The organism is Bradyrhizobium icense, from assembly GCF_001693385.1.
GTDB lineage: Bacteria > Pseudomonadota > Alphaproteobacteria > Rhizobiales > Xanthobacteraceae > Bradyrhizobium > Bradyrhizobium icense.
In genome coordinates this window covers 3800791-3823843 of sequence record NZ_CP016428.1, presented here as the reverse complement: position 1 = coordinate 3823843, position 23053 = coordinate 3800791, and the positions used below count along the sequence as shown (strand labels likewise).

Here is a 23053-nt window from a genome sequence, read left to right as displayed (position 1 = left end):
CTCTGCAATCTGGACAGGCAATCTAGGCCGAACTATCATTCTCCAAAAATGAATACTATAGAACTCTACCATCTCTAGAATGAAACGGAGCTCACGATGGAGTTGAGCGATCTCATCACCTTCTCAACCGTCGCCCGGCTCGGCGGCATCACCCGCGCCGCCGACGAACTCAACACCGTGCAGTCAAACGTCACCCAACGGGTCAAGGCGCTGGAAGCCGAGATCGGCACCGCGTTGTTCGAACGGCACAGCCGCGGCATGACGCTGACCGGTGCCGGCCGCCGCCTGCTTCCCTATGCCGAACGGATGGCGGCGCTGACACGCGAGGCGGTGCTCGCCGCGCGCGACGATGGCGAGCCGAAGGGTCCGCTTTCCATTGGCTCGATGGAGACGACGGCTGCGGTGCGCCTGCCCTCTTTGCTTGCCGAATTCCATCGCCGCTTCCCTGCTGTTCAATTGAGCCTGCGGACCTCGACAACGGCTGACCTCGTGGCCGGCGTGCTCAACGGCACATTTGACGGCGCATTCGTTGCCGGTCCTATCGAGCATGCCGAACTCGACACGACGCTCGCCTTCCGCGAAGAACTGGTGCTGGTCACGGCACGGCGCTGGCAGAGCCTCAGTGCTTTACGCGCGGGAACGCCCGGCTCGGGTCCGACCGCCTTGGTCTTCCGCACCGGATGCACTTACCGGCAGCGGCTCGAGCAGGTGTTTTCGGAGTTCGGCTGGCCGTCTTCCGCGCGGTTCGAACTCGGCACGCTCGACGGCATGATCGGCTGCGTCGCCGCCGATATGGGTGTGACGCTGTTGCCGCGCGCCGTGGTCGGGCGAAATGACACCGTCAACGTCCACACGCTGAACCCGGCGCAGGCACGCGTCGATACGCTCTTCATCACCCGCCGCAGCGCGCATCAATATAGCGCGCTGCAGGGTTTTGCCGCCTGCCTGGAAAATAACGGTGAGGTCATCGCCGCCTGACGTGCCAGCGCCGCAGCGCGACGCCGGCCCATATCGCTTCGACCAGCCCGAACGGCCAGGCGCCCTGCAGAAATCCGTACACTGAGCCGAGCGCGCATGCGCCTGCAAAGGCAAGGATGAACCAGTGGCGGCGGTCCTCCAGCGCATAGGCCACCAGCATCGCGGTCACCGCGAACAAACCAAACAGGCTAAGCGCATCCACTGAACTGCCCCACGTTCCGTTGCGCGAAAATTCCGCGACCTCAATGCTCCATAAATCGAATTGCGGCGCAGCACTCGCGGCTTTTCCATCGCAACACACGCATCGCTCGAAAAAATTCTAGCCGCCGCGCACCGCTACGTTAGTATGAGCCGCTAGTTACCAAAAACCATAACGTCAGCATCTGGGAGGAACTGCGATGCGCAACGCATTCGTGTTGTGCTGTTCTGTTGCCCTGTTGGGTACGGTCGGAACGGCAAGCGCTCAAGACTGGACAAAATCGAAATGGGGACCGAACGACGAGATCGGCGCCGCCAATTACATGAAGCCCGAACTTGTCGTGAAGGCCGCGGGTTTGGTCAAGACCGGCAAGACCTACGCGCTTGGCATCCCCGTCGACTCCAAGACCCCAGCGTACCCGCCGCGGGCCTTCAAGGTGACGATCGTGCAGCCCGGCCAGGCTGGCATTCCCGGGTTGGGGCCTACCAAGACCACCTACAATGACGACATCATCGAGGGCTGGGTCGGCGTCGGCAGCCAGCTCGACGGCCTCGGCCATATCGGCGTCGAGCACGTCTACTACAACGGCAACAAGCTGGCTGATTTTGCCGATCCCACCGGGCTGAAGAAGCTCGGCGTCGAAAAGGTCCCGCCGATGGTGACGCGTGGCGTTCTGCTCGACATGGCCGCCTACTACAACACCGACGTGGTCAAGGAAGGCACCGCCTTTAACGTCAAGGAGATCGAGGAAGTCGCGAAGAAACAGAACGTCGAAATCCGCCAGGGCGACGTCGTGATCTTCCATACCGGCTGGCTCAGCCTGATCGGCAAGGACGACAAGCGCTTTGGCGCCGGCGAACCCGGTCTCGGCGTTGAGGGTGCCAAATATCTGACCGGCAAGGGTGTGGTGGCTGTCGGTGCCGACACTTGGGGTGTCGAAGCGGTCCCGTTCGAGACCAAGAATGTGTTCGAGGTGCACCAGATCCTGCTGACGATGAACGGCACCTACATTCTGGAGAACATGGACACCGCGGAATTGGCCAAGGACAAAGCCTATGAGTTCCTGTTCGTCCTCGGCCAGCCGCGCTTCAAAGGCGCCGTGCAGAGCATGATCAACCCGGTAGCGATCCGGTAAGACCACGCGGCGTGGCGTTCTTGCATGGATGCCACGTCGCGATCGGCTTTGCGCATGCAACGCACCGCGTGTTAAGCGGAGCTATGCCCGCCCCCATTCTCCCGTTGATCGACGCCGTAACCCACTGGCCCGAGCGCGGCGCCCTGATCGGCCTCGATCTCGGTACCAAGACCATCGGCGTCGCGGTGTCCGATCCCGACCGCCGTCTCGCGACCGGCGTCGAGACCATCCAGCGCAAGGCCTTCAGGGCGGACGCGACGCGGCTATTGGCGATATCTGGCGAGCGCAACGCGGTCGGCTTCGTGCTCGGCCTGCCCATCAACATGGACGGCAGCGAGGGGCCGCGCGCGCAATCGACCCGTGCCTTTGCCCGTAATTTTTCCAGTCTCACCGGGCTTGCCATTGCCTTGTGGGACGAGCGGCTTTCGACCGCAGCCGTCGAGCGCGAACTGATCGGCATGGACGTTTCCCGCGCGCGCCGCGCCGAGGTGATCGACGAGCACGCCGCGATCTTCATCCTGCAGGGTGCGCTGGACCGGCTCGCAAGACTGCGCAGGGATCGCTGAGCATGGCGGTCGTCATCGCGGCGCTGCTGCCGGTGTTCTTGCTGATCGTGCTCGGCTTCGTGCTGAAGCGGACGCTGATCCGCCCCGAGACGCAATGGCATGGGCTGGAACGACTGACCTATTACGTGCTGTTTCCGGTGCTGCTGGTACAGACGCTGGTCAAGGCCGACCTGAGCAAGGTGCCGGTCGCCGGCGTCGGCGGCGCGCTGCTGCTCTCCGTGCTCTTGATGTCGCTGCTGTGCCTTGCGCTACGGCCTTTGCTCGCCCGACTGTCGGTCGATGGCCCCGCCTTCACCTCGATCTTCCAGGGCGCCACCCGCTGGCAGACCTATGTGGCGCTCGCCGTCTCCGGCAATCTGTTCGGCGACCTCGGGCTGGCGCTGGCGTCCGTCGCCATGGTCGCCATCATCCCGCTGGTCAATGTGTTCAGCGTCTCCGTGCTTGCCCATTACGCTTCGCCGGAAAAGCGTTCGGTTGGCGCCATCGTCGCGACCGTGACGCTCAATCCCCTGATCTGGGCCTGCGTCATCGGGCTCGCGCTCAACGTCGCCCACATCCCGCTTCCAAAGCTCTGGCATGAGGTCGCCGATGCACTCGGACGTTCCTCGCTCGCCATCGGCCTCCTGGTGACGGGCGCCGGCCTGCACCTCGAAGGCATGTTCCGGCCGAGCCTCGCCGCCTCGGTCGCGCTGGTCCTCAAGCTCGTGCTGATGCCCGTGATCGCGGTCACGCTGGCGCTCTGGTTCGGACTGTCGGGTTCGAACCTCGCCATCGTGACGGCCTGCGCCGCTGTGCCGACATCCTCATCGGCTTACGTGCTGGCGCGCCAAATGGGCGGCGACGCACCGCTGTTGGCCCAGATCATCACGCTGCAGACCATTCTGGCGGCGGCTACGATGCCGATCGCAATTGCATTGGTTGCCTAACTCGTCATTGCAATGACGGAGAAACCTCTATCCCTGCCCCGCCAGCCAGAAGGTCTGTATCGTCGCCGCCAGATTGTTGATCCCGTGCAGCACGATCGTCAGCCAGGTAGAATTGGCGCGGTAGCGCAGATAGCCCAGCAGCAGCCCGATCGAAAACACCTCGCCGAAAAAGAACCAGTCGTACTGCAGATGCAGCGAAGTCCAGGCCAGCGACGACAGGAAGATGGCCCCGGCGACGCCGAGCCGCGATTCCGACCAGCCGCGGTAGAGAAACCCGCGCGCGAAGATCTCCTCCCACATCGGCGCGGCGACGGCAAACGCGATTACCAATAGCCACAGCGCGCCGTCGGCTTGCGCTGTTTTCAGGACCTCGCCCATGAAGCCCGGCGTCACCTCGCGCCCGAGCGCGCGCGACAGCAGGTCCCAGCCGCCGACGAGAATGACTAACGCAGCGAGGCCGACGAAGAAATTGCGCCATGAGGGCCAGCGCAGCGCCAGATAATCGGCAAACGGTATGCGCGTCGGACGGATCGCGATCCACGTCGCCAACAGCACGGCGGGCAATCCCAGGATTACCGAGAGCGAGATCGTCAGGCCGCCGCCGATGACACGGATCGCCTCGGCGATGTCGAACGATCCGCCCTGCCGCAGCACAAAATAGATGATGACCGAGAGTTGGCCGAGGAACATCGCGGCAAAGATGAACACGCCCCACAGCGTCGTGCCCCAGAATTTCCAGGCGCGTGGCGGCCGCTGATCTGGCATCGCTGGCGGGATAGCGGTGGGACTTGCGGTGGTGAGGGAATCCATCAATCACTTTCTCGATGTCGTCATGCCGAACCCGGCCATGACGGTGGGAAACATGTTCACGGCAGCGCGCGCTCCAGAAGGCCGCGGACATCGCCACTATCCAGATCGACCGCGCCGTACATGCCGGCGTGGTTGCCGGCAAGGCGCGTGGTTGCGAACAACTCAGCATGGTGCGGCGACACAGCATTGAGCGCCGCAGCAGCCGCGAGCAGCGCCAGTTTTTCGACCGCCAGCCGCGCCACACGCTCGCTGTCCGGCCGGTGGAACGCCTTGCCGATGAACGCGGTTGCTTCGCCCGCGCCCGGCAATCCGAGCGTCTCGCCGGTCAATTCATGCACGATGCTGGAGGCCGCTTCCGGCTCGCGCGACAGCGCGCGCAGCACGTCGAGGCACATCACATTGCCGGAACCTTCCCAGATCGCATTGACCGGCGACTCCCGGTAATGGCGCGCCAGAATGCCCTCCTCCACGTAGCCATTGCCGCCGAGGCACTCCATCGCCTCGTAGAGAAAGCCCGGCGCGCTCTTGCAGACCCAGTATTTGATGGCGGGCGTCAGCAGCCGCATATAAGCGGCCTCCTTGGCGTCGTCAGGTGCGCGGTCGAACGAACGGCACAGCCGCATCGCCAGTGCGACCGTGGCTTCGACATGCAGCGCCATGTCCGACAATACCGCCTGCATCAGCGGCTGATCGGCGAGATGTTTCTGGAACACACTGCGATGCCGTGCATGGTGCAGCGCATGCGCCAGGCCCGATCGCATCAGGCCGGCGGAGGCGATCGCACAATCCTGCCGCGTCAACTGCACCATCTGGATGATGGTGCGGATGCCCTTGCCTTCCTCGCCGATGCGCTCGGCATAGGCGCCGTGAAACTCGACTTCCGAGGAAGCATTGGAGCGGTTGCCGAGCTTGTCCTTCAGCCGCTGGAACCGGATCGCGTTGACCGAGCCGTCGGGGGTAAAGCGGGGCATGAAGAAGCACGTCAATCCCTGCTCGGCCTGCGCCAGCACCAGGAAGGCGTCGCACATCGGCGCCGACATGAACCATTTGTGTCCGGTGATGCGGTAGGCCTCCCCGTCGCGCTCCGCCCAGGTCATGTTGGAGCGGACGTCGGTGCCGCCCTGCTTCTCGGTCATGCCCATGCCGAGCGTCATGCCGCGTTTTGTCGGCCACGGCGCAAAGCTCGGGTCATAGGAACGCGTCGTGAGGACCGGCATCACGCTAGCCAAGAGGTCGGACTGTTCCGCTAGCGCAGCAACAGAGGCCCGTGTCATGGTGATCGGGCAGAGATGCCCGGTCTCGACCTGCGCGGCCATGTAGAATTTTGCTGCCCGTATCACCTCCGACGCCCCACCCGCCGGCTTGCCGTCGGCGGTCCAGGTCGAATTGTGTACGCCAGCATGCGCACTATGCGCCATCAGCTCGTGATACGCGGGGTGAAACTCGACCTCGTCGCGGCGATTGCCGCGTGAATCGAAGGTACGCAGTTTCGGCGTATTCTCGTTGGCAACGCGGCCGCGTTCCGCCATCGCCGCGGAACCCCAATGCTTGCCGAAGTCGGACAACTCGCCTTGCGCCGCCGCGCCGCCATTGGCGGCGACCGCATCGACCAGCGGCCGGTCCAGCGCATATAGATCGACGTCCTCGAACGGCGGCGACTGGTTGAAGACCTCGTGGGTCGAAAAACTTGCCTGGCTCATGGCTGATCCTGGAACCGTTAAATCACTTCCGCGGCGTGATCGGGAAATCATAGGCCTGCCCGCCCGCGCCCGGCAGCGAAAAGTGCCACCACTCCTTCGAATAGTTTACAAATCCTCGCCGCGCCATCACCAGGACCAGCTTCTGCCGCCAGCGGCGCTGATCCGCCGTGATGGATTTTGCTGATGTGTGCGACCTGACATCGGAACAATCGTAGCCGGTGCCCATGTCGACGCTGCCTTCCGGCGCGCGCAGGTTAACATTGGCAATGCAGTCGCCGTAGTCCTTGCTGGAATCGAAGGTGGCTGAATTATCGGCCTTCAGGTCAACCAATGTGAGATCGAGCGCGGCACCGGTGGAATGGCCGGAACGCTCGGCGATATAGCCCAGGCGGAACAGGTCGACCTTGCTGAACGAAGGATTGTAGCGCTTCTGCGCCGGTGTTTCGCGGCCATCGCGCGACCACGTCACCATGTCGGCCACCGCGCGCACCGGGCGGTAACAATCGAACATCTTCAGCGAAAGGCTCTGCAGCGCGAGTTCTTCCTGAACGCTCTTCAAGAGCGCACCTACCTCGCGCTTCACCACGCATTCGGCGGCCTGATAGCCCCGCAGCGGCCGGCCGACAAAATTGTTCGAGCCGGCGTAACGGATATCCTGGATGATGGTCGGATCGATATCGCGCAGATAGACGAAGCCGGCCGGGAGCTTTTGTGCGTGCGCGGAGGCGCTTGCGATGCAGCCCGCGACCGTTACCGCCGCGAGAACCGTCCGTCTGAAAGCCTTCGTGAACCGCGCCGCCCGGATCACGGCGCCCGCTCCGAATTGACCACCAGTTTCGTGATCGCAGTGTCCGTGTATTTGTTACCGGCCCAGACGTCGTCGATGATGAATTTCACCCAGTACGCCTTCACCGGCCTGGGCAGCGTCAGCATTTCCGAGCCGAGGCTATCGCGCAGCGTAAACGTCTCTGTTTCGCCTTGCGAGAACACCACGCGCAACCGGCGCACCCGGTTGTTCTTCCGGAAGATATCGTTGTTCTTCTGGTAGCCGTTCCGGACCTTGATGGACTTCACCAGACGCATGGCGTCGAACTCGATCGTGATCCACTCGCCGATCCCATTGCCGTCCCTGCCCTCCACCCATGCCGCGCCTGCGGAAGCGTTGAACAGATTCTGCGCGCCGTACGCATTGTCGAACTGCGGCTTCAGTACCGAACTGACGCAATAGGTTTCGTAGCCGTTGCGCGCGCAGCTTTCGCCGGGCGCTCCCGGCCGCGACGGGCGCACCGCGCGCTCGGATTCAGGGGCGACATTCGCGAGCTTGGTGGCAGGTCTCTCAATGCGACCACTGCCCGGCTGCCCGGCCAGATAGATGCGCCCGCCAAGCGTCTGATCGTAATAGGCCGGCGTCTGCTCGTGCGGCGCGGGCTGACCGCGCTCATCGGTTGCTTTCAGCGCCAGCTCGGCGACGCGTTCGCGCACTTCGACGGCGAGATCGCCGAGATGGAGGTCCGCCCGTTTCAATTGCTCGGCGAAGATCCGGGTGAACACCGAATTGTGAGCGGCGTCGTTGCCGCCGAGGCGATCCAGCGCGGTCTGGCCGATGCCGGCGGAATACAGCGTGAAGATGCCGCGCGCCGGCTTGGCATCGGCCAGCCCCCGCGTGTTGCCGATCGAGCGGCCGGCGGCACGCGGGAACGGATTGTCGCGGCAGGCATCGATCACCAGCAGCGCGACGCGGACCGATCGCGCCTGCAGTTCCGCGATCAGATCGGGCTCGGCGAGCGAAGCGCCGCGCACGCGAGCTTCCGCGCCCTCGGTGACGGCCGGCACATCGCTCGGGATCAGATAATTGACGCCACCGATTGCCACGCCATGTCCGGCGAAGAACAACGCGGCGGTGTCGCCCGGCTGCAGGCGCGCGGTGAACTCGGCCAGCTTGTCGATCATCGCCTGGCGGCCCAGGTTGGTGCCAACGATGACCTCGAAACCCAGCGATCGCAGCGTGCCCGCGATAGTGGTGGCGTCTTTAACCGCTTTCCTGAGTTGCCGGTCGGCGGGCAGATTTGGATAGAGATCGTTGCCGATGGCGAGCGCGACGCGTTTCTCAGCCATGGCTACCGTGGCCGACAGGCATGCGACGGCTATCAGCAGCGTCCGCGACGCGATCCGAACGAATTGAACGAAATGCCCCACGTTTTGCCCAGCCTGATGCACTGTGCGCCATCCTAGCTGAATCGCTCGCCGGGTCCTACCATCCGGCCGCTTACCGTGCCGCTGAAGCCCTAGTGGATAAGTCCGCACCTCGGATTTGAGACTTGCCCTGCCTGGCATCTCTGCCTATAGCTCTGGCTTTAATGACCCCTGCATCGAAATCGACCTTCGTCCTCGGACACCGGCATCTGCTGGGAATCGAGGGGCTTTCCGCTGCCGACATTACCGGCCTGCTCGACCTTTCCGAGGAATATGTCGAGCTCAACCGCCAGGTGGACAAAAAGCGCACCTCCTTGCGCGGTCGCACCCAGGTGAACCTGTTTTTCGAGGCGTCCACCCGAACCCAATCCTCGTTCGAACTGGCGGGAAAACGGCTGGGCGCCGACGTCATGAACATGTCGGTGTCCTCGTCCTCGATCCGCAAGGGCGAGACGCTGATGGACACCGCTGTGACGCTCAACGCCATGCACCCGGATATCCTGGTGGTGCGGCACCACGCCTCCGGCGCGGTGGAACTTCTGGCGCGCAAGGTCGACGGTTCCGTGATCAATGCCGGCGACGGCGCGCACGAGCATCCGACCCAGGCGCTGCTGGACGCGCTGACCATCCGCCGGAATAAAGGCCGGCTGGAAGGCCTCGTGATCGCAATCTGCGGCGACGTCATGCATTCCCGCGTGGCACGCTCCAATATCCTCCTGCTCAACACCATGGGCGCGCGCGTTCGCGTCGTCGCTCCCTCCACGCTGCTGCCGCGCGGCATCGAACGGATGGGCGTCGAGGTCGCGCGCGACATGCGCGAAGGCCTCAACGGTGCCGATATCGTGATGATGCTGCGGCTGCAGCGCGAGCGTATGAACGGCTCCTTCGTGCCGTCGTCGGGCGAATACTTCCACTATTTCGGTCTCGACCAGAAGAAGCTCGCTTACGCCAAGCCGGACGCGCTGGTGATGCATCCGGGACCGATGAACCGCGGCGTGGAGATCGATTCGATCGTGGCCGACGGCGCGCAATCGCTGATCCGTGAACAGGTAGAAATGGGAGTGGCAGTGCGGATGGCGGTGCTTGAAGCGCTCGCCCGCAACCTGCCGAACGCGTAAACCATGCTGACCGACCGCCGCCCGATCCTGCTTGCGAATGCCCGCGTCGTCGATCCCTCGAGGGATTTCGATGGCCCCGGCGACGTCCTGATTGCCGACGGAACGATCCGTGATTCCAGACGCGGCATTGGCGCCGCCGGCGTGCCCGAGGGCACCGACATCGTCAATTGCGCCGGCAAGATCGTCGCCCCCGGGCTGATCGACATGCGCGCCTTTGTCGGCGAACCCGGCGCCAGCCATCGCGAAACCTTTGCCTCCGCGAGCCAGGCGGCGGCCGCCGGCGGCATCACCACCATCATCTGCCAGCCGGACACCTCGCCCGTCATCGACAATTCGGCAACCGTCGACTTCGTGCTGCGCCGCGCCCGCGACACCGCGATTGTCAACATCCACCCGATGGCAGCGCTGACCAAGGGGCTGGGCGGTGCGGAGATGACCGAGATCGGCCTCCTGAAGGCCGCCGGCGCGGTCGCCTTCACCGATGGAGACAAGAGCGTCACCAACGCGCAGGTGATGCGCCGGGCGCTGACCTATGCGCGTGATTTCGACGCGCTGATCGTGCACCACACCGAGGATCCCGATCTGGTCGGCGAAGGCGTGATGAATGAGGGCGAGTTCGCCGCGCGTCTTGGGCTCATCGGCATTCCCAACGCCGCCGAGGCGGTGATGCTCGAACGCGACATGCGTCTCGTGGCGCTGACCGGCGGGCGCTATCATGCGGCCTCGCTATCGTCGATGGAGTCGCTGGAAATCCTCAAGCGCGCGCGCGACGCCGGTCTCGACGTCAGCGCTTCGGTGTCGATCAACCATGTCACGCTGAACGAAAACGACATCGGCCCCTATCGTACCTTCCTGAAGCTGTCGCCGCCGCTGCGCACCGAAGAGGATCGCCTCGCCCTGGTCGCGGCGGTCGCCTCCGGCCTGGTCGACGTCGTGATGTCCGATCACAATCCGCAGGACGTCGAGGTCAAGCGGCTGCCGTTCGCGGAAGCCGCCGCCGGCGCGGTCGGGCTGCAGACCATGCTGCCGGCGGCGCTGCGCCTGATCCACAACGGCGAAATGGACTTCAAGACGCTGATCCGGGCGATGTCGACCCGCCCTGCGGAGCTTCTCGGCCTGCCCGGCGGCTCGCTGCGGGCGGGTTCCCCGGCGGACGTGATCGTCATCGACCCCGATACGCCCTGGGTACTCGATCCCGCCGACCTCAAATCGCAGTGCAAGAACACTCCGTTCGACGAAGCCCGCTTCTCGGGGCGCGTCGTGCGTACTATCGTGGGCGGGCGGACGGTCTATGAACACGTCTGATTCGTCCGAACCAGCCCGCGCGGAGTAACGGCGATGTCACCTGAAGTATGGCTGCCGTTGGCGTTCATCCTCGGCTATCTGCTGGGCTCGATTCCCTTCGGGGTGGTGCTGACCACAGTCGCGGGCACGCAGGACCTGCGCTCTATCGGCTCCGGCAACATCGGTGCCACCAACGTATTGCGCACCGGGCGCAAGGGCCTGGCCGCTGCGACGCTGATCGGCGACATGCTCAAGGGCACGGTTGCGGTGATGATCGCAGGCTATTTCGGCGGCGCCGATGCGGCGATGCTGGGCGCGCTCGGCGCCTTCCTCGGCCACCTCTTCCCGGTCTGGCTCAAATTCAACGGCGGCAAAGGAGTCGCCACCTATATCGGCGTGCTGATCGGCCTGTTCTGGCCGGCCGCCGTGATGTTTTGCCTGATCTGGTTGGCCACCGCCGTCACCACGCGCTATTCGTCACTGTCGGCACTGGTCGCAGCGTTCGTCACGCCGCTGTTCCTGTGGTGGTTCGGCCACCCCGCGCTGGCCTCGCTGTTCGTCGGGCTGACGCTGCTGCTGTTCTGGAAGCACAGCGAGAACATCAAGCGCTTGCAGTCCGGGACCGAAGGGCGCATCGGGGCAAAGTAGGCGTATTGCCGTTGGGGCGGATTAGCGCAGCGCAATCCGCCGATTGGACCAGATGATTTGGCGGATTACGCTGCGCTAATCCGCCCTGCGAGAGCTTGCTCCACAAATCGCGCCGCCGCGAGTGCTTGGGCATCAGCGCCGTATCTCGCAATCACCTGCACGCCCACCGGCAAATTGATTTCCGCCACAAGCGCCGGAACGTTGACGCAGGGCACGCCCATCAGGGTCCACACCCGATTATAACGGGCGTCGCCGGTCGAGCCCAGTCCCTTGGGCGCCACGCCAGGCGCCGACAAGGTCAGCAGCACTTCGACACCGTCAAACACCTTTTCCAGCGCCTGTCTGGCGCGGGTCGCTACTGCAATCGCTTCGTCATACGCGAAGGATGTTGTGTCCCTGCTCCCGTCCAGCTTGGCCCGCAAGAGCGGCGCCATTGCATCGTAATGTTCACGGTATTCCCAGGCGAGCGCCCGATGCGCCTCGAACTCCTGCACGACCGGTTGCGCACGCCACGCCTCGGCAACATTTTTGGGCAAGGCCAATGCGCGCACCGTGGCACCGGCTTTCTCCACCGCCCGCCTCGCAATCCGCAACGCCGCCTCGCCTGATGCTTCCGGCGCGCCGGCGAAATCCTGGGTCACGACGCCGATGCGCGGTGTTGAAATCGTCGGCGGAAGAAGCAATTCGGGCCGGCCGGTCATTGCGGACAACCCGCGCGCGACATCATCGACACCGGCCGCGAACAGCCCGACCGTATCGAGCGTCCACGAGAAGCATTTGACGCCGACGGTCGGCAGCAAGTGGTAGGACGGTTTGATCGCGGCGACACCACAAAACGAGGCCGGCCGGATCACCGAACCGCCGGTTTGCGTTCCCAGCGCCAGCGGGACCATGCCGGCCGCCACCGCGGCGGCCGAGCCAGATGACGATCCGCCGGGTGTATGACCCTTGTTGTGCGGATTGAACGTCGGCGTCGGATCTACGGAGGCGAATGCCGTCGTCGTGGTCTTGCCGATGATGCTAGCGCCTGCCTGCTTCAGCATCATCACGACGGCTGCGTCGCCGCGCGGCCGATATCCCCGGTAGATCGGCGAGCCCATTTCGGTCGGAAAATCCGCCGTATCAATGATGTCCTTGATGCCGACCGCAATGCCGCGCAGCGGTCCGTCGCTTGCCGCTCGCAGATTTTCGGCACGGCAGACGAAAGCGCCGATGGTCTTGTCCTGTGCGGTGATGGCTTCCAGCGACTGCGCGATGGAGTCGTCGGCAGAAAGATCACCGGCATCGATACGGCGCTGGAGTTTGGCGAGAGAGATCATCGGGGGCTTCCTGCAATGGCGAGGCAAGTTACGGAGCGCGCCGGCCCTGAGCAAGCGGGAGAGCCCGCGATCCGAAAACAGGTTGATTGCAATCTCAGGTTGGGCAAAGCTGTGTCCGCATGCATGACCGGACGCCACAAACCCTTCACCTCACCGACGCCGAGCGGATCGACCGGCTGCGGCTGATCCGCAGCGACAATGTCGGCCCGCGCACCTTCAACTCGCTGCTCGGCCATTTCGGCAATGCGCGCGCGGCGCTGGAGCGGCTGCCCGATCTGGCGCGGCGTGGCGGAGCTGCGCGTTCGGGGCGCATCTGCAGCGAGGAGGAAGCGCGGGCCGAGATCGCCGGAGCGAACAGGATCGGCGTCTCGCTGCTTGCGCCGGGCGAAGCCGCCTATCCGCCGCGGCTGGCGACGCTCGACGATCCGCCGCCGCTGCTCGGCGTGCGCGGCGCACCCGACGCTCTGATGCGGCCGATGATCGCGATCGTCGGCTCGCGCAACGCTTCCGGCGCCGGACTGAAATTCGCCGGCCAACTGGCGCGCGACCTCGGCGACGCCGGCTTTGTCATCATATCCGGGCTGGCGCGCGGCATCGATCAGGCCGCGCATCGCGCGACCATCCAAAGCGGCACGATCGCGGTGCTGGCCGGTGGCCACGACCGGATCTATCCGCCGGAGCATGAGGATTTGCTCGCCGCCCTGCTCGAGCATGGCGGTGCGATTTCCGAAATGCCGCTCGGCCATGTGCCGCGCGCCCGCGACTTTCCACGCCGCAACCGCCTGATCTCGGGCGCCTCGCTCGGCGTCGTCGTGATCGAGGCCGCGCATCGGTCGGGATCGCTGATCACGGCGCGGATGGCCGCCGAACAGGGCCGTGAAGTGTTCGCAGTACCGGGCTCGCCGCTCGATCCGCGCGCCGCCGGGACAAATGACCTGATCAAGCAGGGCGCGGCGCTGGTCACCGAAGCCAGCGACGTCATCAACGCCATTCAGCCGATCCTGGAGCGACCGGTCATGCTAGAGGCACGCGAGGACGACGAGCCGCTCGACTTCGATACCGATCCACGCGAACGCGAGCGCATCGTTGCGTTGCTGGGGCCGAGCCCGGTCAGCCTCGACGATCTGATCCGGATGTCGGGCCTCTCGCCCACCATCGTTCGCACGGTGTTGCTCGAACTCGAACTGGCCGGACGGCTGGAGCGTCACGGCGGCGGGCTGGTGTCGCTGATCTAATCACGCATTGTCATTGCGCGCGTCGAACTTCATCCGCGCGCGCTGGATCTCCGGTTGATGCTCGATTGCCCACGTGCCGAGCGCCTTCACTGGCGCGGATAGACCACGCCCCAGATCGGTCAATTCGTAATCGACGCGCGGCGGAATGGTTGGAAATACCGTTCGCGTTACGAGACCATCCCGTTCGAGCCCGCGCAGCGTCAGCGTCAGCATGCGCTGCGAGATGCCACCGATCATGCGCTTGATCTCGTTGAAACGCTTCGGCCCATCGCCAAGCATCATGATCACGAACACGCTCCATTTGTCGCCGACCCGCGCCAACACAGAGGCCGCGCCGCGGCAGTCACTGTCGAGGTGAGGACCGGCTGGCAGGGCAGGCACATTTTTGTGCTCGGGTCTCATGGGTGTGCTCGGGTGTAAAAAATGTGCGTTCTTGCGGGACCTTACGACAGTCACTCATATAGCGCCAGTTACAAACGTATACCAAGGGTGACCCCTCATGAAGCTTCTGCATCTCGATTCCAGCGTTCTCGGCCCCCACTCCGTCAGCCGCCAGGTTTCCGCCGCCATCGTCGATCGCCTGCGCCAATCCACCCCCGGCCTCGACGTCAGCTACCGCGATCTCGCGCTGACGCCGCTGGCGCATCTCACCGGTTCACACCTCGCCGCTAGCCAGGGAGCGGCCCCGGAAGCTGCATTGCGAGAGGACATCGCCGCCGGTCAGGCGGTGCTGGAAGAGTTTCTGGCGGCCGACGTCGTCGTGATCGGCGCGCCAATGTACAATTTCACGATCCCAAGCCAGCTCAAGGCCTGGATCGACCGCATCCTGGTCGCGGGCAAGACGTTCAAGTACGACGCGCAAGGTGTCCATGGATTGGCCGGCAACAAGCGCGTCATCGTGGCGATTTCACGCGGCGGGTTTTATGGCCCGGGCGCGCCGACCGCGCTCGGCGAACATCTCGAAACCTATTTGCGCTGGGTGTTCGGCTTCATCGGCATCAAGAATCCGGAATTCATTTCCGCCGACGGCATTCAGGTCGGTCAGGAGCACCGCGAAAAAGCCGTGGCCGGCGCGCTGAAGGCGGCAAGCGACCTGCGCGCGGCCTAGTGAGAACGAGAGCGGTTGCCGCCGCCATGCGCGACGGCAGCCGTTCAATCAGAAGACACCGTTGATACGGAGGATAACGACGATCAGGGAAGCCAGTAGGCCGACACCGGAAAACAGCGCGACGGAAACAAGTTGGGCGGTGTCCGAATTCTGCGACGCCGACGAAGATACGCCAGCGGTTTTCGGCATGACTGCCCTCCCGTTCTTCGGTTGGCAAAACTCCTGCTCCCGAAATGTCCAGCAACTGTCGTTGGTATTCAATGGGTGTTCTGGCTCAGCGCCAATACGCCGCAGGTGCCAGAACCGCCGGCGCGAAGGAGATCACGTCATCAGACCGCCGATCGCCTTGGATCATTGCCGGAAACTACCCTACCCCCGATAGATTGGCGCACCGCTCGGCGAGGCCGTGGCGCCGCCATCGACGAACAATTCCTGGCCCTGAACATGGGCGGAATCGTCTGACGCCAGAAACAGCACCGTCTTGGAAATATGCTCGGGTTCGCCGATCCGGCCGAGTGGCGTCGACAGCGCGATGCGCTTTTCAAACGCCTTTTCGGCTTCCGGCGTGGCGATCGCCGCCCCCCATATCGGGGTGCGAATCGCACCGGGCGCCACCACGTTGACGCGGATGCCGCGCGGCGACAATTCCGACGCCATGATCCGCGCCATCGCGCGCACGCCGGCCTTGGCCGCGCCATAGGCCGAATAGCCGGGAATGCCGAGCACCGAGATCACCGAGCCGCTGAGAATGATCGAGGCGTTGTCGTTGAGATGCGGCAGCGCCGATTGCACGGTGAAGAACACGCCGGTCAGGTTGGTGCTGATGACCTTCTCGAACGCCTCGAGGGTTGAGTCGCCAAGCGGCGTGCCGCCGGCGATGCCGGCATTGGCGAACAGGATGTCGTACTTGCCGAACTTTTCGGCCCCCTTCCCGATCGCAGCTTCGGTCGCCGCGATGTCGGTGGCGTCAGCCGCGATCGCCAACGCGTTTGGGCCCAACTCCTTCGCCGCAGCCGCGAGCGTCGCCTGATTTCGTCCGGTGATGACGACCCGGGCACCTTCGGCCACGAACAGTTTTGCGGTCGCGAGACCGATGCCGCTGTTGCCGCCCGTGATCAACGCCGTCTTGTTCGCGAGCCTCATGACATGTCCCTGATGGTTGCATCATTAAACTAGATTGCCTACGGCATCTGGTTTAATATTGCAACCACACAAGACCGTGATCGGTCCTGTTCGATGGAGCCACCCATGGTGAAACGGACCAGCTTTGAGCACGACGATTGCCCGATCGCGCGCTCGCTGGATGCGATCGGCGACTGGTGGTCGATGCTGATCATTCGCGAGGCGCTGTTTGGCATCAGCCGCTTCAGCGAATTCCAGAAGAGACTGGGCCTCGCCAAGAACATCCTCACGGTGCGGCTGCGGGCGCTGATCAATCAGGGCATTCTGAAAACTGCGCCCGCTTCCGACGGCAGTGCCTATCAGGAATATCTGCTGACGCCGAAGGGCCGCGGCGTCTTCCCCATCCTGGTCGCCCTGCGGCAGTGGAGCGAGGAATTCGACGAGCACCCGGAAGAGATCGCCACCATCCTGGTCGACAAGGAAAAAGGTAAGCCGGTTCGCAAGCTCGAACTCTATTCGCAGGACGGGCGGTTATTGGGTGCGGGAGATACGGCGTTGAAGCCACGGCCGGCGGGAAAGCAAGGCCGGCGGGTTACAGCGTAGCCGACTTCTTCTCCTCTCCCCGCGAGAGGGGAAAGGGAGAATGCTCCGCAGGAGGCTGCCCTCGGTTCGAATTCTCACGACAGCTTGCGTTTGCTGCGGGTCCGCAACCGCTCTTCCGCCTCGAGTTGCGCCATGCCCAGCAAATGGCTCAGCACCTCGAGCCGATGGCGCTCGGCGAGCTTGACCAATTCGGCAACGGTTTCCGCAATGAAGGCCACGGCCTCGTCGGGGCCGCCCTCCTCACCTCGTTCTGGTTCTTCGGTTGGCGATTCCGGTTTCTTGCCCGAAGTCTTCCGCTTCCGGCCGCCCGCAGCTTTGCTCAAAAAACTTGCATCCCAATGACACATAGTATTGCCCAGAAATAACCCCTTTGGTACCGCAACTCTAGGGCGTATTTCGCAACTCCTCAGATATAAGTGGACATCAAACGGTTCCCTGGCGGCATTTGCCGATTTGACAGGGGGCGCCTCACCACCCATGTTCGGGTCCAATCGGTGGGCCGCGAGTCTCGCGGAACCCGCCTTTATCTTTTCCCGTAAGCCATTGGAATGACATGAATATCGTCATCGTGGAGTCGCCGGCGAAAGCCAAGACGATCAATAAGTATTTGGGCGCCTCCTACGAGGTTCTGGCCTCGTTCGGCCATGTCCGCGACCTTCCCGCCAAGAACGGTTCAGTCGACCCGGACGCCAATTTTCAGATGATCTGGGAGGTCGATCCCAAGGCGGCCGGCCGGCTCAACGACATCGCCAAGGCGCTGAAGGGCGCCAGCCGACTGATTCTCGCGACCGACCCCGATCGCGAGGGCGAAGCGATCTCCTGGCACGTGCTGGAGGTGATGAAGGAGAAACGTGCGCTGAAGGATCAGAAGATCGAGCGCGTGGTGTTCAACGCCATCACCAAGCAAGCGGTGACCGATGCGATGAAGGCGCCGCGCCAGATCGATGGCGCGCTGGTCGACGCCTATATGGCGCGCCGTGCGCTGGACTATCTGGTCGGCTTCACGCTCTCACCCGTGTTGTGGCGCAAGCTGCCGGGCGCGCGCTCGGCCGGCCGCGTGCAGTCGGTCGCGCTGCGGCTGGTCTGCGACCGCGAACTCGAAATCGAAAAATTCGTCCCGCGTGAATACTGGTCGCTGGTCGCGACCCTGACCACGCCGCGCGGCGACAGCTTTGAGGCGCGCCTCGTCGGCGCCGACGGCAAGAAGATCCAGCGGCTCGACATCGGCTCCGGCGCCGAAGCCGAAGACCTCAAGAAGGCCATTGAAGCGGCGAACTTCACGGTTTCGACCGTCGAAGCCAAGCCCGCGCGCCGCAATCCGCAGGCGCCCTTCACGACCTCGACATTGCAGCAGGAAGCCAGTCGCAAGCTCGGCTTTGCGCCGGCGCACACCATGCGGATCGCGCAGCGGCTCTACGAAGGCATCGATATCGGCGGCGAGACCACAGGCCTCATCACCTATATGCGAACCGACGGCGTGCAGATCGACGGCTCGGCGATCACCCAGGCCCGCAAGGTGATCGGCGAGGATTACGGCAACGCCTATGTGCCCGACGCGCCGCGCCAGTACCAGACCAAGGCCAAGAACGCGCAGGAAGCGCACGAAGCGATCCGCCCGACCGATCTGTCGCGCCGGCCCGCCGAGATGCGCCGCCGCCTCGACCCCGATCAGGCGAAACTCTATGAGCTGATCTGGATCCGCACCATTGCGAGCCAGATGGAATCGGCCGAACTCGAACGCACCACCGTTGATATCGCGGCCAAGGCCGGCTCTCGCGTATTGGAGCTGCGCGCTTCGGGCCAGGTCATCAAGTTCGACGGCTTCCTCGCGCTCTACCAGGAAGGTCGCGACGACGAGGAAGACGAGGATTCGCGCCGCCTCCCCGCGATGAGCGAAGGCGAAGCCTTGAAGCGGCAGGCGCTTGCCGTCACCCAGCATTTCACCGAGCCGCCGCCGCGCTTCTCCGAGGCCTCGCTGGTCAAGCGAATGGAAGAGCTCGGCATCGGCCGTCCCTCGACCTACGCCTCGATCCTGCAGGTCCTGAAGGACCGCGGCTACGTCAAGCTGGAAAAGAAGCGGCTGCATGGCGAGGACAAGGGCCGCGTCGTGGTCGCGTTCCTCGAAAACTTCTTCTCGCGCTATGTGGAGTATGACTTCACCGCCGCGCTGGAAGAGCAGCTCGACCGCATCTCCAACAACGAGATTTCCTGGCAGCAGGTGCTGCAGGATTTCTGGACCGGCTTCATCGGGGCGGTCAACGACATCAAGGATCTGCGTGTCGCCGAGGTGCTGGATGCACTCGACGACATGCTGGGGCCGCACATCTACCCCGCCCGCGCCGATGGCGGCGACATCAGACAGTGCCCGACCTGCGGCACGGGACGGCTGAACCTCAAGGCTGGAAAGTTTGGCGCCTTCGTCGGCTGCTCGAATTATCCGGAATGCCGCTACACCCGTCCGCTGGCCGCCGACTCGGAGGCGAGCGCCGACCGCGTGCTCGGCAAGGACCCCGAAACCGATCTTGACGTGACGGTGAAAGCCGGACGCTTCGGCCCCTACATCCAGCTCGGCGAGCAGAAGGACTATCCCGAAGACGAAAAGCCCAAGCGCGCCGGCATTCCGAAAAACATGTCGCCCGGCGACATGGAGCTGGAACTGGCATTGAAGCTCTTATCGCTGCCGCGTGAAATTGGAAAACATCCGGAAACCGGCCAGCCGATCACCGCCGGCATCGGCCGCTTCGGTCCGTTCGTGCGTCACGAGAAGACCTATGCGAGCCTTGAAGCCGGCGACGAGGTGTTCGACATCGGCCTTAACCGCGCGGTGACGCTGATCGCAGAAAAGATCGCAAAAGGTCCGAGCGGCCGTCGCTTCGGCGCCGATCCCGGCAAGCCGCTCGGCGAGCATCCGAGCCTTGGCGGCGTGGCAGTCAAGAACGGCCGCTATGGCGCCTATGTCACCGCCGGCGGCGTCAACGCCACGATCCCGAGCGACAAGACGCCGGAGACGATCACGCTGGCCGAAGCCATCGCATTGATCGACGAGCGCGCCGCCAAGGGCGGCGGCAAGCCGAAACGCGCCGCGAAAAAGGCCGCGCCGAAGAAGGCCGCCGCCAAGACTGCGAGCAAGACTGCCACCAAGGCTGCCGATCCTGATGCGCCAAAACCTGCCAAGAAGGCAGCATCGAAGAAAGCTGCCGCGAAGCCGAAATCGGATGCCGTGAGCAAGGCGCGTGCGCCGGTCGCGTCCGCCGCCAAGACATCGGCGGCGAAGCCCACTGCACCCAAGACGCCCGCGAAGAAGAGCGCGGGCAAGGCGCGGGGATAAGTGAAGAGAAAACACGACCATGGCTTTCCGGCCCGGGACGCCATCGTCGCCTTTATTCGTGCGCATCCTGGCAAGATCGGCACGCGGGAAATCGCCCGCGAGTTCGGCCTGAAGAATGCTGACCGCGCCGAGCTGAAACGTATCCTGCGCGACCTCGCCGACGAAGGCGCCATCGCCAGACGCGGCCGGAAAATCCACGAGACGGCTCTCCTGCCCCCGACCGTGATCGCCGACATCACGGGGCGCGACACCGACGGCGAACTGCTCGCCACTCCCACCGAATGGGACACGGAACAGAGCGGCCCCGCGCCGAAGATCCGTATCCACGTCCCGCGCCGTCTGCAACCCGGCACTGCAGCGGGTGTCGGCGACCGAGCCCTGTTGCGGATCGAGAAGGCCGATGATGGCGAAGGCGCCCCCTATCGCGGGCGCATCATCAAGATCATCGATCAGGCCCGCACGCGCGTGCTCGGCATCTTCCGCAAACTGCCTGGTGGCGGCGGCCTGCTCGTTCCCGTCGACAAGAAGCAGGCCGGGCGCGAATTGAATATCGCGCCATCGGACACCGCGGGCGCCGAGGATGGCGACCTCATTAGCGTCGATCTGGTGCGCTCGCGCGGCTATGGCCTCGCCTCGGGCAAGGTGAAGGAGCGGCTCGGCTCGCTGTCGAGCGAAAAGGCGATCAGCCTGATCGCGATCCATGCCCACGAAATCCCGCAAGCCTTCTCGCCTTCTGCGTTGCGCGAGGCCGAGGCCGCCGAGCCTGCGACGCTGAAGGGACGCGAGGACTGGCGCGAGCTGCCGCTCGTCACCATCGATCCGCCGGACGCGAAGGATCATGACGACGCGGTGCATGCCGCGCCCGATCCCGATCCGAACAACAAGGGCGGCTACATCGTCCACGTCGCGATTGCCGACGTCGCCTTCTATGTGCGGCCGGGCTCGGCGCTGGACCGCGAAGCGGTGACGCGCGGCAATTCGGTGTATTTTCCGGACCGCGTGGTGCCGATGCTGCCCGAGCGCATCTCCAACGATCTCTGTTCGCTGGTGCCGGGCGAAGCGCGCGGCGCGCTCGCGGTGCGGCTCGTCATCGGATCCGACGGCCGCAAGCGGTCGCACAGCTTTCATCGCGTGCTGATGCGCTCGGCTGCAAAGCTGCACTACGCGCAGGCGCAGGCCGCGATCGATGGACGCCCCGACGACACAACAGGCCCGCTTCTGGGACCGATCCTGAATCCGCTCTACGCGGCCTATGCGCTTGTAAAACTCGCGCGCGACGAGCGCGATCCGCTCGATCTCGATCTGCCCGAGCGAAAAATCCTGCTCAAGCCCGACGGCACCGTCGATCGCGTCATCGTGCCGGAGCGTCTCGATGCGCACCGTTTGATCGAGGAATTCATGATCCTCGCCAACGTCGCCGCGGCCGAAACGCTTGAAAAAAAGGCGTTGCCGCTTATCTATCGTGTGCATGACGAACCGACCCTGGAGAAGGTTCATAATCTCCAGGAATTCCTGAAAACGCTCGACCTGCCGTTTGCGAAGACCGGTGCGCTACGCCCCTCGCTGTTCAATCGGGTGCTGGGCCAGGTCCGCGGCGAGGACTACGAGCCGCTGGTCAACGAGGTGGTGCTGCGCTCGCAGGCCCAGGCGGAATACTCGGCGGAGAATTACGGCCATTTCGGCCTCAACCTGCGCCGCTACGCGCACTTCACTTCACCGATCAGGCGATATGCCGATCTGATCGTGCATCGCGCGCTGATCCGCGCGCTCGGTCTCGGTGAAGGCGCGTTGCCGGAGAGCGAGACGCTGGAAACGCTGAGCGAGGTCGCGGCGCAGATTTCGCTCACCGAGCGGCGCGCCATGAAGGCCGAACGCGAGACCGCCGACCGGCTGATCGCGCATTTTCTCGCCGACCGTATCGGCGCAACGTTTCAGGGCCGTATCTCGGGCGTGACGCGCGCCGGCCTGTTTGTGAAGCTATCGGATACCGGCGCCGACGGGCTGATCCCGATCCGCACGCTCGGCACCGAATACTACAATTACGACGAGACGCGTCACGCGCTCGTCGGCTCACGCAGCGGTGCCATGCACCGATTGGGTGACGTTGTCGACGTGCGTCTGGTAGAAGCGGCACCGGTAGCCGGCGCGTTGCGGTTCGAGTTGTTGTCGGAAGGTCAGGTCATTCCGCGCGGCAGAAAACGCGACGGCGCGAAAGCATCGACAAAGCCGTCGAAATCGCATCCGGGCCGCAGCCCTCGCGACAAGGTTCGCAAGCCCCTCAAGGGCAAGTCGGGCAAAGCCAAGTCCGGCAAATCGAAGAAAGGCAAGTCATGGAAACGGTGAGCACCGCGACGACATGGACCCGGGAAACCGCGCAGGCCGAGAAGCGCGACCTCTGGACCGCGATGAAGCGCGGCTTCCGTTGCCGTTGTCCGCGTTGCGGCGAAGGCAAGATGTTTCGCGCTTTCCTGAAGACTGCGGATAATTGCTCGAAGTGCGGACTCGATTTTACCCCGCACCGCGCCGACGACCTGCCGGCCTACCTCGTCATCGTCATCGTCGGCCACATCGTGGTACCGGCGGCGCTGTGGATCGAGACCAACTATTCGCCCGCGGTGTGGCTGCAACTGGCGATGTATCTGCCGGCGACGCTCGTCTCCTCGCTCGTGCTGTTGCAGCCGATCAAGGGCGCGGTGGTCGGCATCCAATGGGCGCTGCGCATGCATGGCTTTGACGAAAATGCCCCTAGCGACATCCCGCCGGTCTAGCTAAACCGGGACA

General features: G+C 64.1%; 23 protein-coding genes. 13 read left to right on the top strand and 10 right to left on the bottom strand.

Annotation, left to right across the window (positions count from 1 at the left end; all coding sequences use genetic code 11):
• Positions 1-96: 96 nt before the first annotated feature.
• Entirely contained in the window at positions 97-978 is an 882-nt protein-coding gene (locus LMTR13_RS17995; RefSeq protein WP_065729006.1) for a LysR family transcriptional regulator, read from the top strand.
• On the opposite strand, the gene LMTR13_RS17990 is transcribed toward LMTR13_RS17995, so the two are convergent.
• On the bottom strand, positions 965-1180 hold the full coding sequence (locus LMTR13_RS17990; RefSeq protein WP_065732778.1) for a hypothetical protein: 216 nt from the start codon (positions 1178-1180) through the stop codon (positions 965-967). The two genes, LMTR13_RS17995 and LMTR13_RS17990, sit on opposite strands and share 14 nt — an antisense overlap.
• Positions 1181-1376: 196 nt before the next feature.
• On the opposite strand from LMTR13_RS17990, the gene LMTR13_RS17985 reads away from it, so the two are divergent.
• From LMTR13_RS17985 to LMTR13_RS17975, 3 genes are all read left to right on the top strand, one after another.
• Positions 1377-2312 (top strand): cyclase family protein, encoded by a 936-nt coding sequence (locus LMTR13_RS17985; RefSeq protein WP_065729005.1) that lies wholly within the window; start codon positions 1377-1379, stop codon positions 2310-2312.
• An 83-nt stretch (positions 2313-2395) separates the two neighbouring features.
• Positions 2396-2878, top strand: a complete 483-nt coding sequence (gene ruvX / locus LMTR13_RS17980; RefSeq protein ID WP_065729004.1) for a Holliday junction resolvase RuvX — start codon at positions 2396-2398, stop codon at positions 2876-2878.
• A 2-nt stretch (positions 2879-2880) separates the two neighbouring features.
• The gene (locus LMTR13_RS17975; RefSeq protein ID WP_065729003.1) at positions 2881-3804 is read left to right on the top strand and encodes an AEC family transporter; all 924 of its coding nucleotides are present in this window, start codon (positions 2881-2883) and stop codon (positions 3802-3804) included.
• Positions 3805-3831: 27 nt separating this feature from the next.
• Here LMTR13_RS17975 and LMTR13_RS17970 read toward each other — a convergent pair whose 3' ends face one another.
• The 4 genes from LMTR13_RS17970 to LMTR13_RS17955 all read right to left on the bottom strand — a co-directional run bounded on the left by LMTR13_RS17970 (position 3832) and on the right by LMTR13_RS17955 (position 8429).
• The gene (locus LMTR13_RS17970; RefSeq protein WP_065729002.1) at positions 3832-4614 is read right to left on the bottom strand and encodes a CPBP family intramembrane glutamic endopeptidase; all 783 of its coding nucleotides are present in this window, start codon (positions 4612-4614) and stop codon (positions 3832-3834) included.
• A gap of 56 nt (positions 4615-4670) precedes the next feature.
• On the bottom strand, positions 4671-6314 hold the full coding sequence (locus LMTR13_RS17965) for an acyl-CoA dehydrogenase family protein (protein WP_065729001.1): 1644 nt from the start codon (positions 6312-6314) through the stop codon (positions 4671-4673).
• Positions 6315-6336: 22 nt separating this feature from the next.
• Complete coding sequence (locus tag LMTR13_RS17960; protein WP_065732777.1) at positions 6337-7050, bottom strand: M15 family metallopeptidase; 714 nt, start codon at positions 7048-7050, stop codon at positions 6337-6339.
• Between the two features lie 68 nt (positions 7051-7118).
• Positions 7119-8429, bottom strand: coding sequence for an NADase-type glycan-binding domain-containing protein (locus tag LMTR13_RS17955; RefSeq protein WP_197521125.1), 1311 nt, complete (start codon positions 8427-8429; stop codon positions 7119-7121).
• Positions 8430-8671: 242 nt separating this feature from the next.
• On the opposite strand from LMTR13_RS17955, the gene LMTR13_RS17950 reads away from it, so the two are divergent.
• The 3 genes from LMTR13_RS17950 to plsY are packed head-to-tail and all read left to right on the top strand — an operon-like array spanning position 8672 to position 11557.
• The gene (locus tag LMTR13_RS17950; protein WP_028345624.1) at positions 8672-9625 is read left to right on the top strand and encodes an aspartate carbamoyltransferase catalytic subunit; all 954 of its coding nucleotides are present in this window, start codon (positions 8672-8674) and stop codon (positions 9623-9625) included.
• A gap of 3 nt (positions 9626-9628) precedes the next feature.
• Complete coding sequence (locus LMTR13_RS17945) at positions 9629-10930, top strand: dihydroorotase (protein WP_065728999.1); 1302 nt, start codon at positions 9629-9631, stop codon at positions 10928-10930.
• 33 nt (positions 10931-10963) lie between these two features.
• Complete coding sequence (gene plsY / locus LMTR13_RS17940) at positions 10964-11557, top strand: glycerol-3-phosphate 1-O-acyltransferase PlsY (RefSeq protein ID WP_065728998.1); 594 nt, start codon at positions 10964-10966, stop codon at positions 11555-11557.
• Positions 11558-11622: 65 nt separating this feature from the next.
• On the opposite strand, the gene LMTR13_RS17935 is transcribed toward plsY, so the two are convergent.
• The gene (locus LMTR13_RS17935) at positions 11623-12876 is read right to left on the bottom strand and encodes an amidase (protein ID WP_065728997.1); all 1254 of its coding nucleotides are present in this window, start codon (positions 12874-12876) and stop codon (positions 11623-11625) included.
• 119 nt (positions 12877-12995) lie between these two features.
• On the opposite strand from LMTR13_RS17935, the gene dprA reads away from it, so the two are divergent.
• Positions 12996-14111 (top strand): DNA-processing protein DprA, encoded by a 1116-nt coding sequence (gene dprA, locus LMTR13_RS17930; protein ID WP_065728996.1) that lies wholly within the window; start codon positions 12996-12998, stop codon positions 14109-14111.
• Here the strand turns inward: dprA and LMTR13_RS17925 are convergent, their stop codons facing one another.
• On the bottom strand, positions 14112-14513 hold the full coding sequence (locus tag LMTR13_RS17925) for a winged helix-turn-helix transcriptional regulator (RefSeq protein WP_065728995.1): 402 nt from the start codon (positions 14511-14513) through the stop codon (positions 14112-14114). It abuts the gene before it with no gap.
• A gap of 97 nt (positions 14514-14610) precedes the next feature.
• On the opposite strand from LMTR13_RS17925, the gene LMTR13_RS17920 reads away from it, so the two are divergent.
• Positions 14611-15219, top strand: coding sequence for an FMN-dependent NADH-azoreductase (locus tag LMTR13_RS17920; RefSeq protein WP_065728994.1), 609 nt, complete (start codon positions 14611-14613; stop codon positions 15217-15219).
• A 48-nt stretch (positions 15220-15267) separates the two neighbouring features.
• Here LMTR13_RS17920 and LMTR13_RS41740 read toward each other — a convergent pair whose 3' ends face one another.
• Together LMTR13_RS41740 and LMTR13_RS17915 are read right to left on the bottom strand one after the other, a co-directional pair.
• On the bottom strand, positions 15268-15408 hold the full coding sequence (locus tag LMTR13_RS41740; RefSeq protein WP_197521124.1) for a hypothetical protein: 141 nt from the start codon (positions 15406-15408) through the stop codon (positions 15268-15270).
• A gap of 180 nt (positions 15409-15588) precedes the next feature.
• Positions 15589-16362: a glucose 1-dehydrogenase gene (locus LMTR13_RS17915; protein ID WP_065728993.1), complete on the bottom strand. Its 774-nt coding sequence runs from the start codon at positions 16360-16362 to the stop codon at positions 15589-15591.
• Between the two features lie 105 nt (positions 16363-16467).
• Here LMTR13_RS17915 and LMTR13_RS17910 point away from each other — a divergent pair, with 105 nt between their 5' ends.
• On the top strand, positions 16468-16944 hold the full coding sequence (locus tag LMTR13_RS17910; RefSeq protein WP_065728992.1) for a winged helix-turn-helix transcriptional regulator: 477 nt from the start codon (positions 16468-16470) through the stop codon (positions 16942-16944).
• Positions 16945-17018: 74 nt separating this feature from the next.
• Here LMTR13_RS17910 and LMTR13_RS17905 read toward each other — a convergent pair whose 3' ends face one another.
• Positions 17019-17267 (bottom strand): hypothetical protein, encoded by a 249-nt coding sequence (locus tag LMTR13_RS17905; RefSeq protein WP_065728991.1) that lies wholly within the window; start codon positions 17265-17267, stop codon positions 17019-17021.
• A 230-nt stretch (positions 17268-17497) separates the two neighbouring features.
• Between LMTR13_RS17905 and topA the strand changes: the two genes are divergently transcribed.
• The 3 genes from topA to LMTR13_RS17890 are packed head-to-tail and all read left to right on the top strand — an operon-like array spanning position 17498 to position 23040.
• Positions 17498-20272 carry a type I DNA topoisomerase gene (topA, locus tag LMTR13_RS17900; protein ID WP_065728990.1) on the top strand — a complete coding sequence of 925 codons (2775 nt, stop codon included), beginning with the start codon at positions 17498-17500 and terminating at the stop codon, positions 20270-20272.
• Positions 20273-22615, top strand: a complete 2343-nt coding sequence (gene rnr / locus LMTR13_RS17895; protein WP_065728989.1) for a ribonuclease R — start codon at positions 20273-20275, stop codon at positions 22613-22615.
• Complete coding sequence (locus LMTR13_RS17890; protein WP_065728988.1) at positions 22603-23040, top strand: DUF983 domain-containing protein; 438 nt, start codon at positions 22603-22605, stop codon at positions 23038-23040. The genes rnr and LMTR13_RS17890 overlap by 13 nt, the downstream gene beginning before the upstream one ends.
• Positions 23041-23053 lie beyond the last annotated feature (13 nt).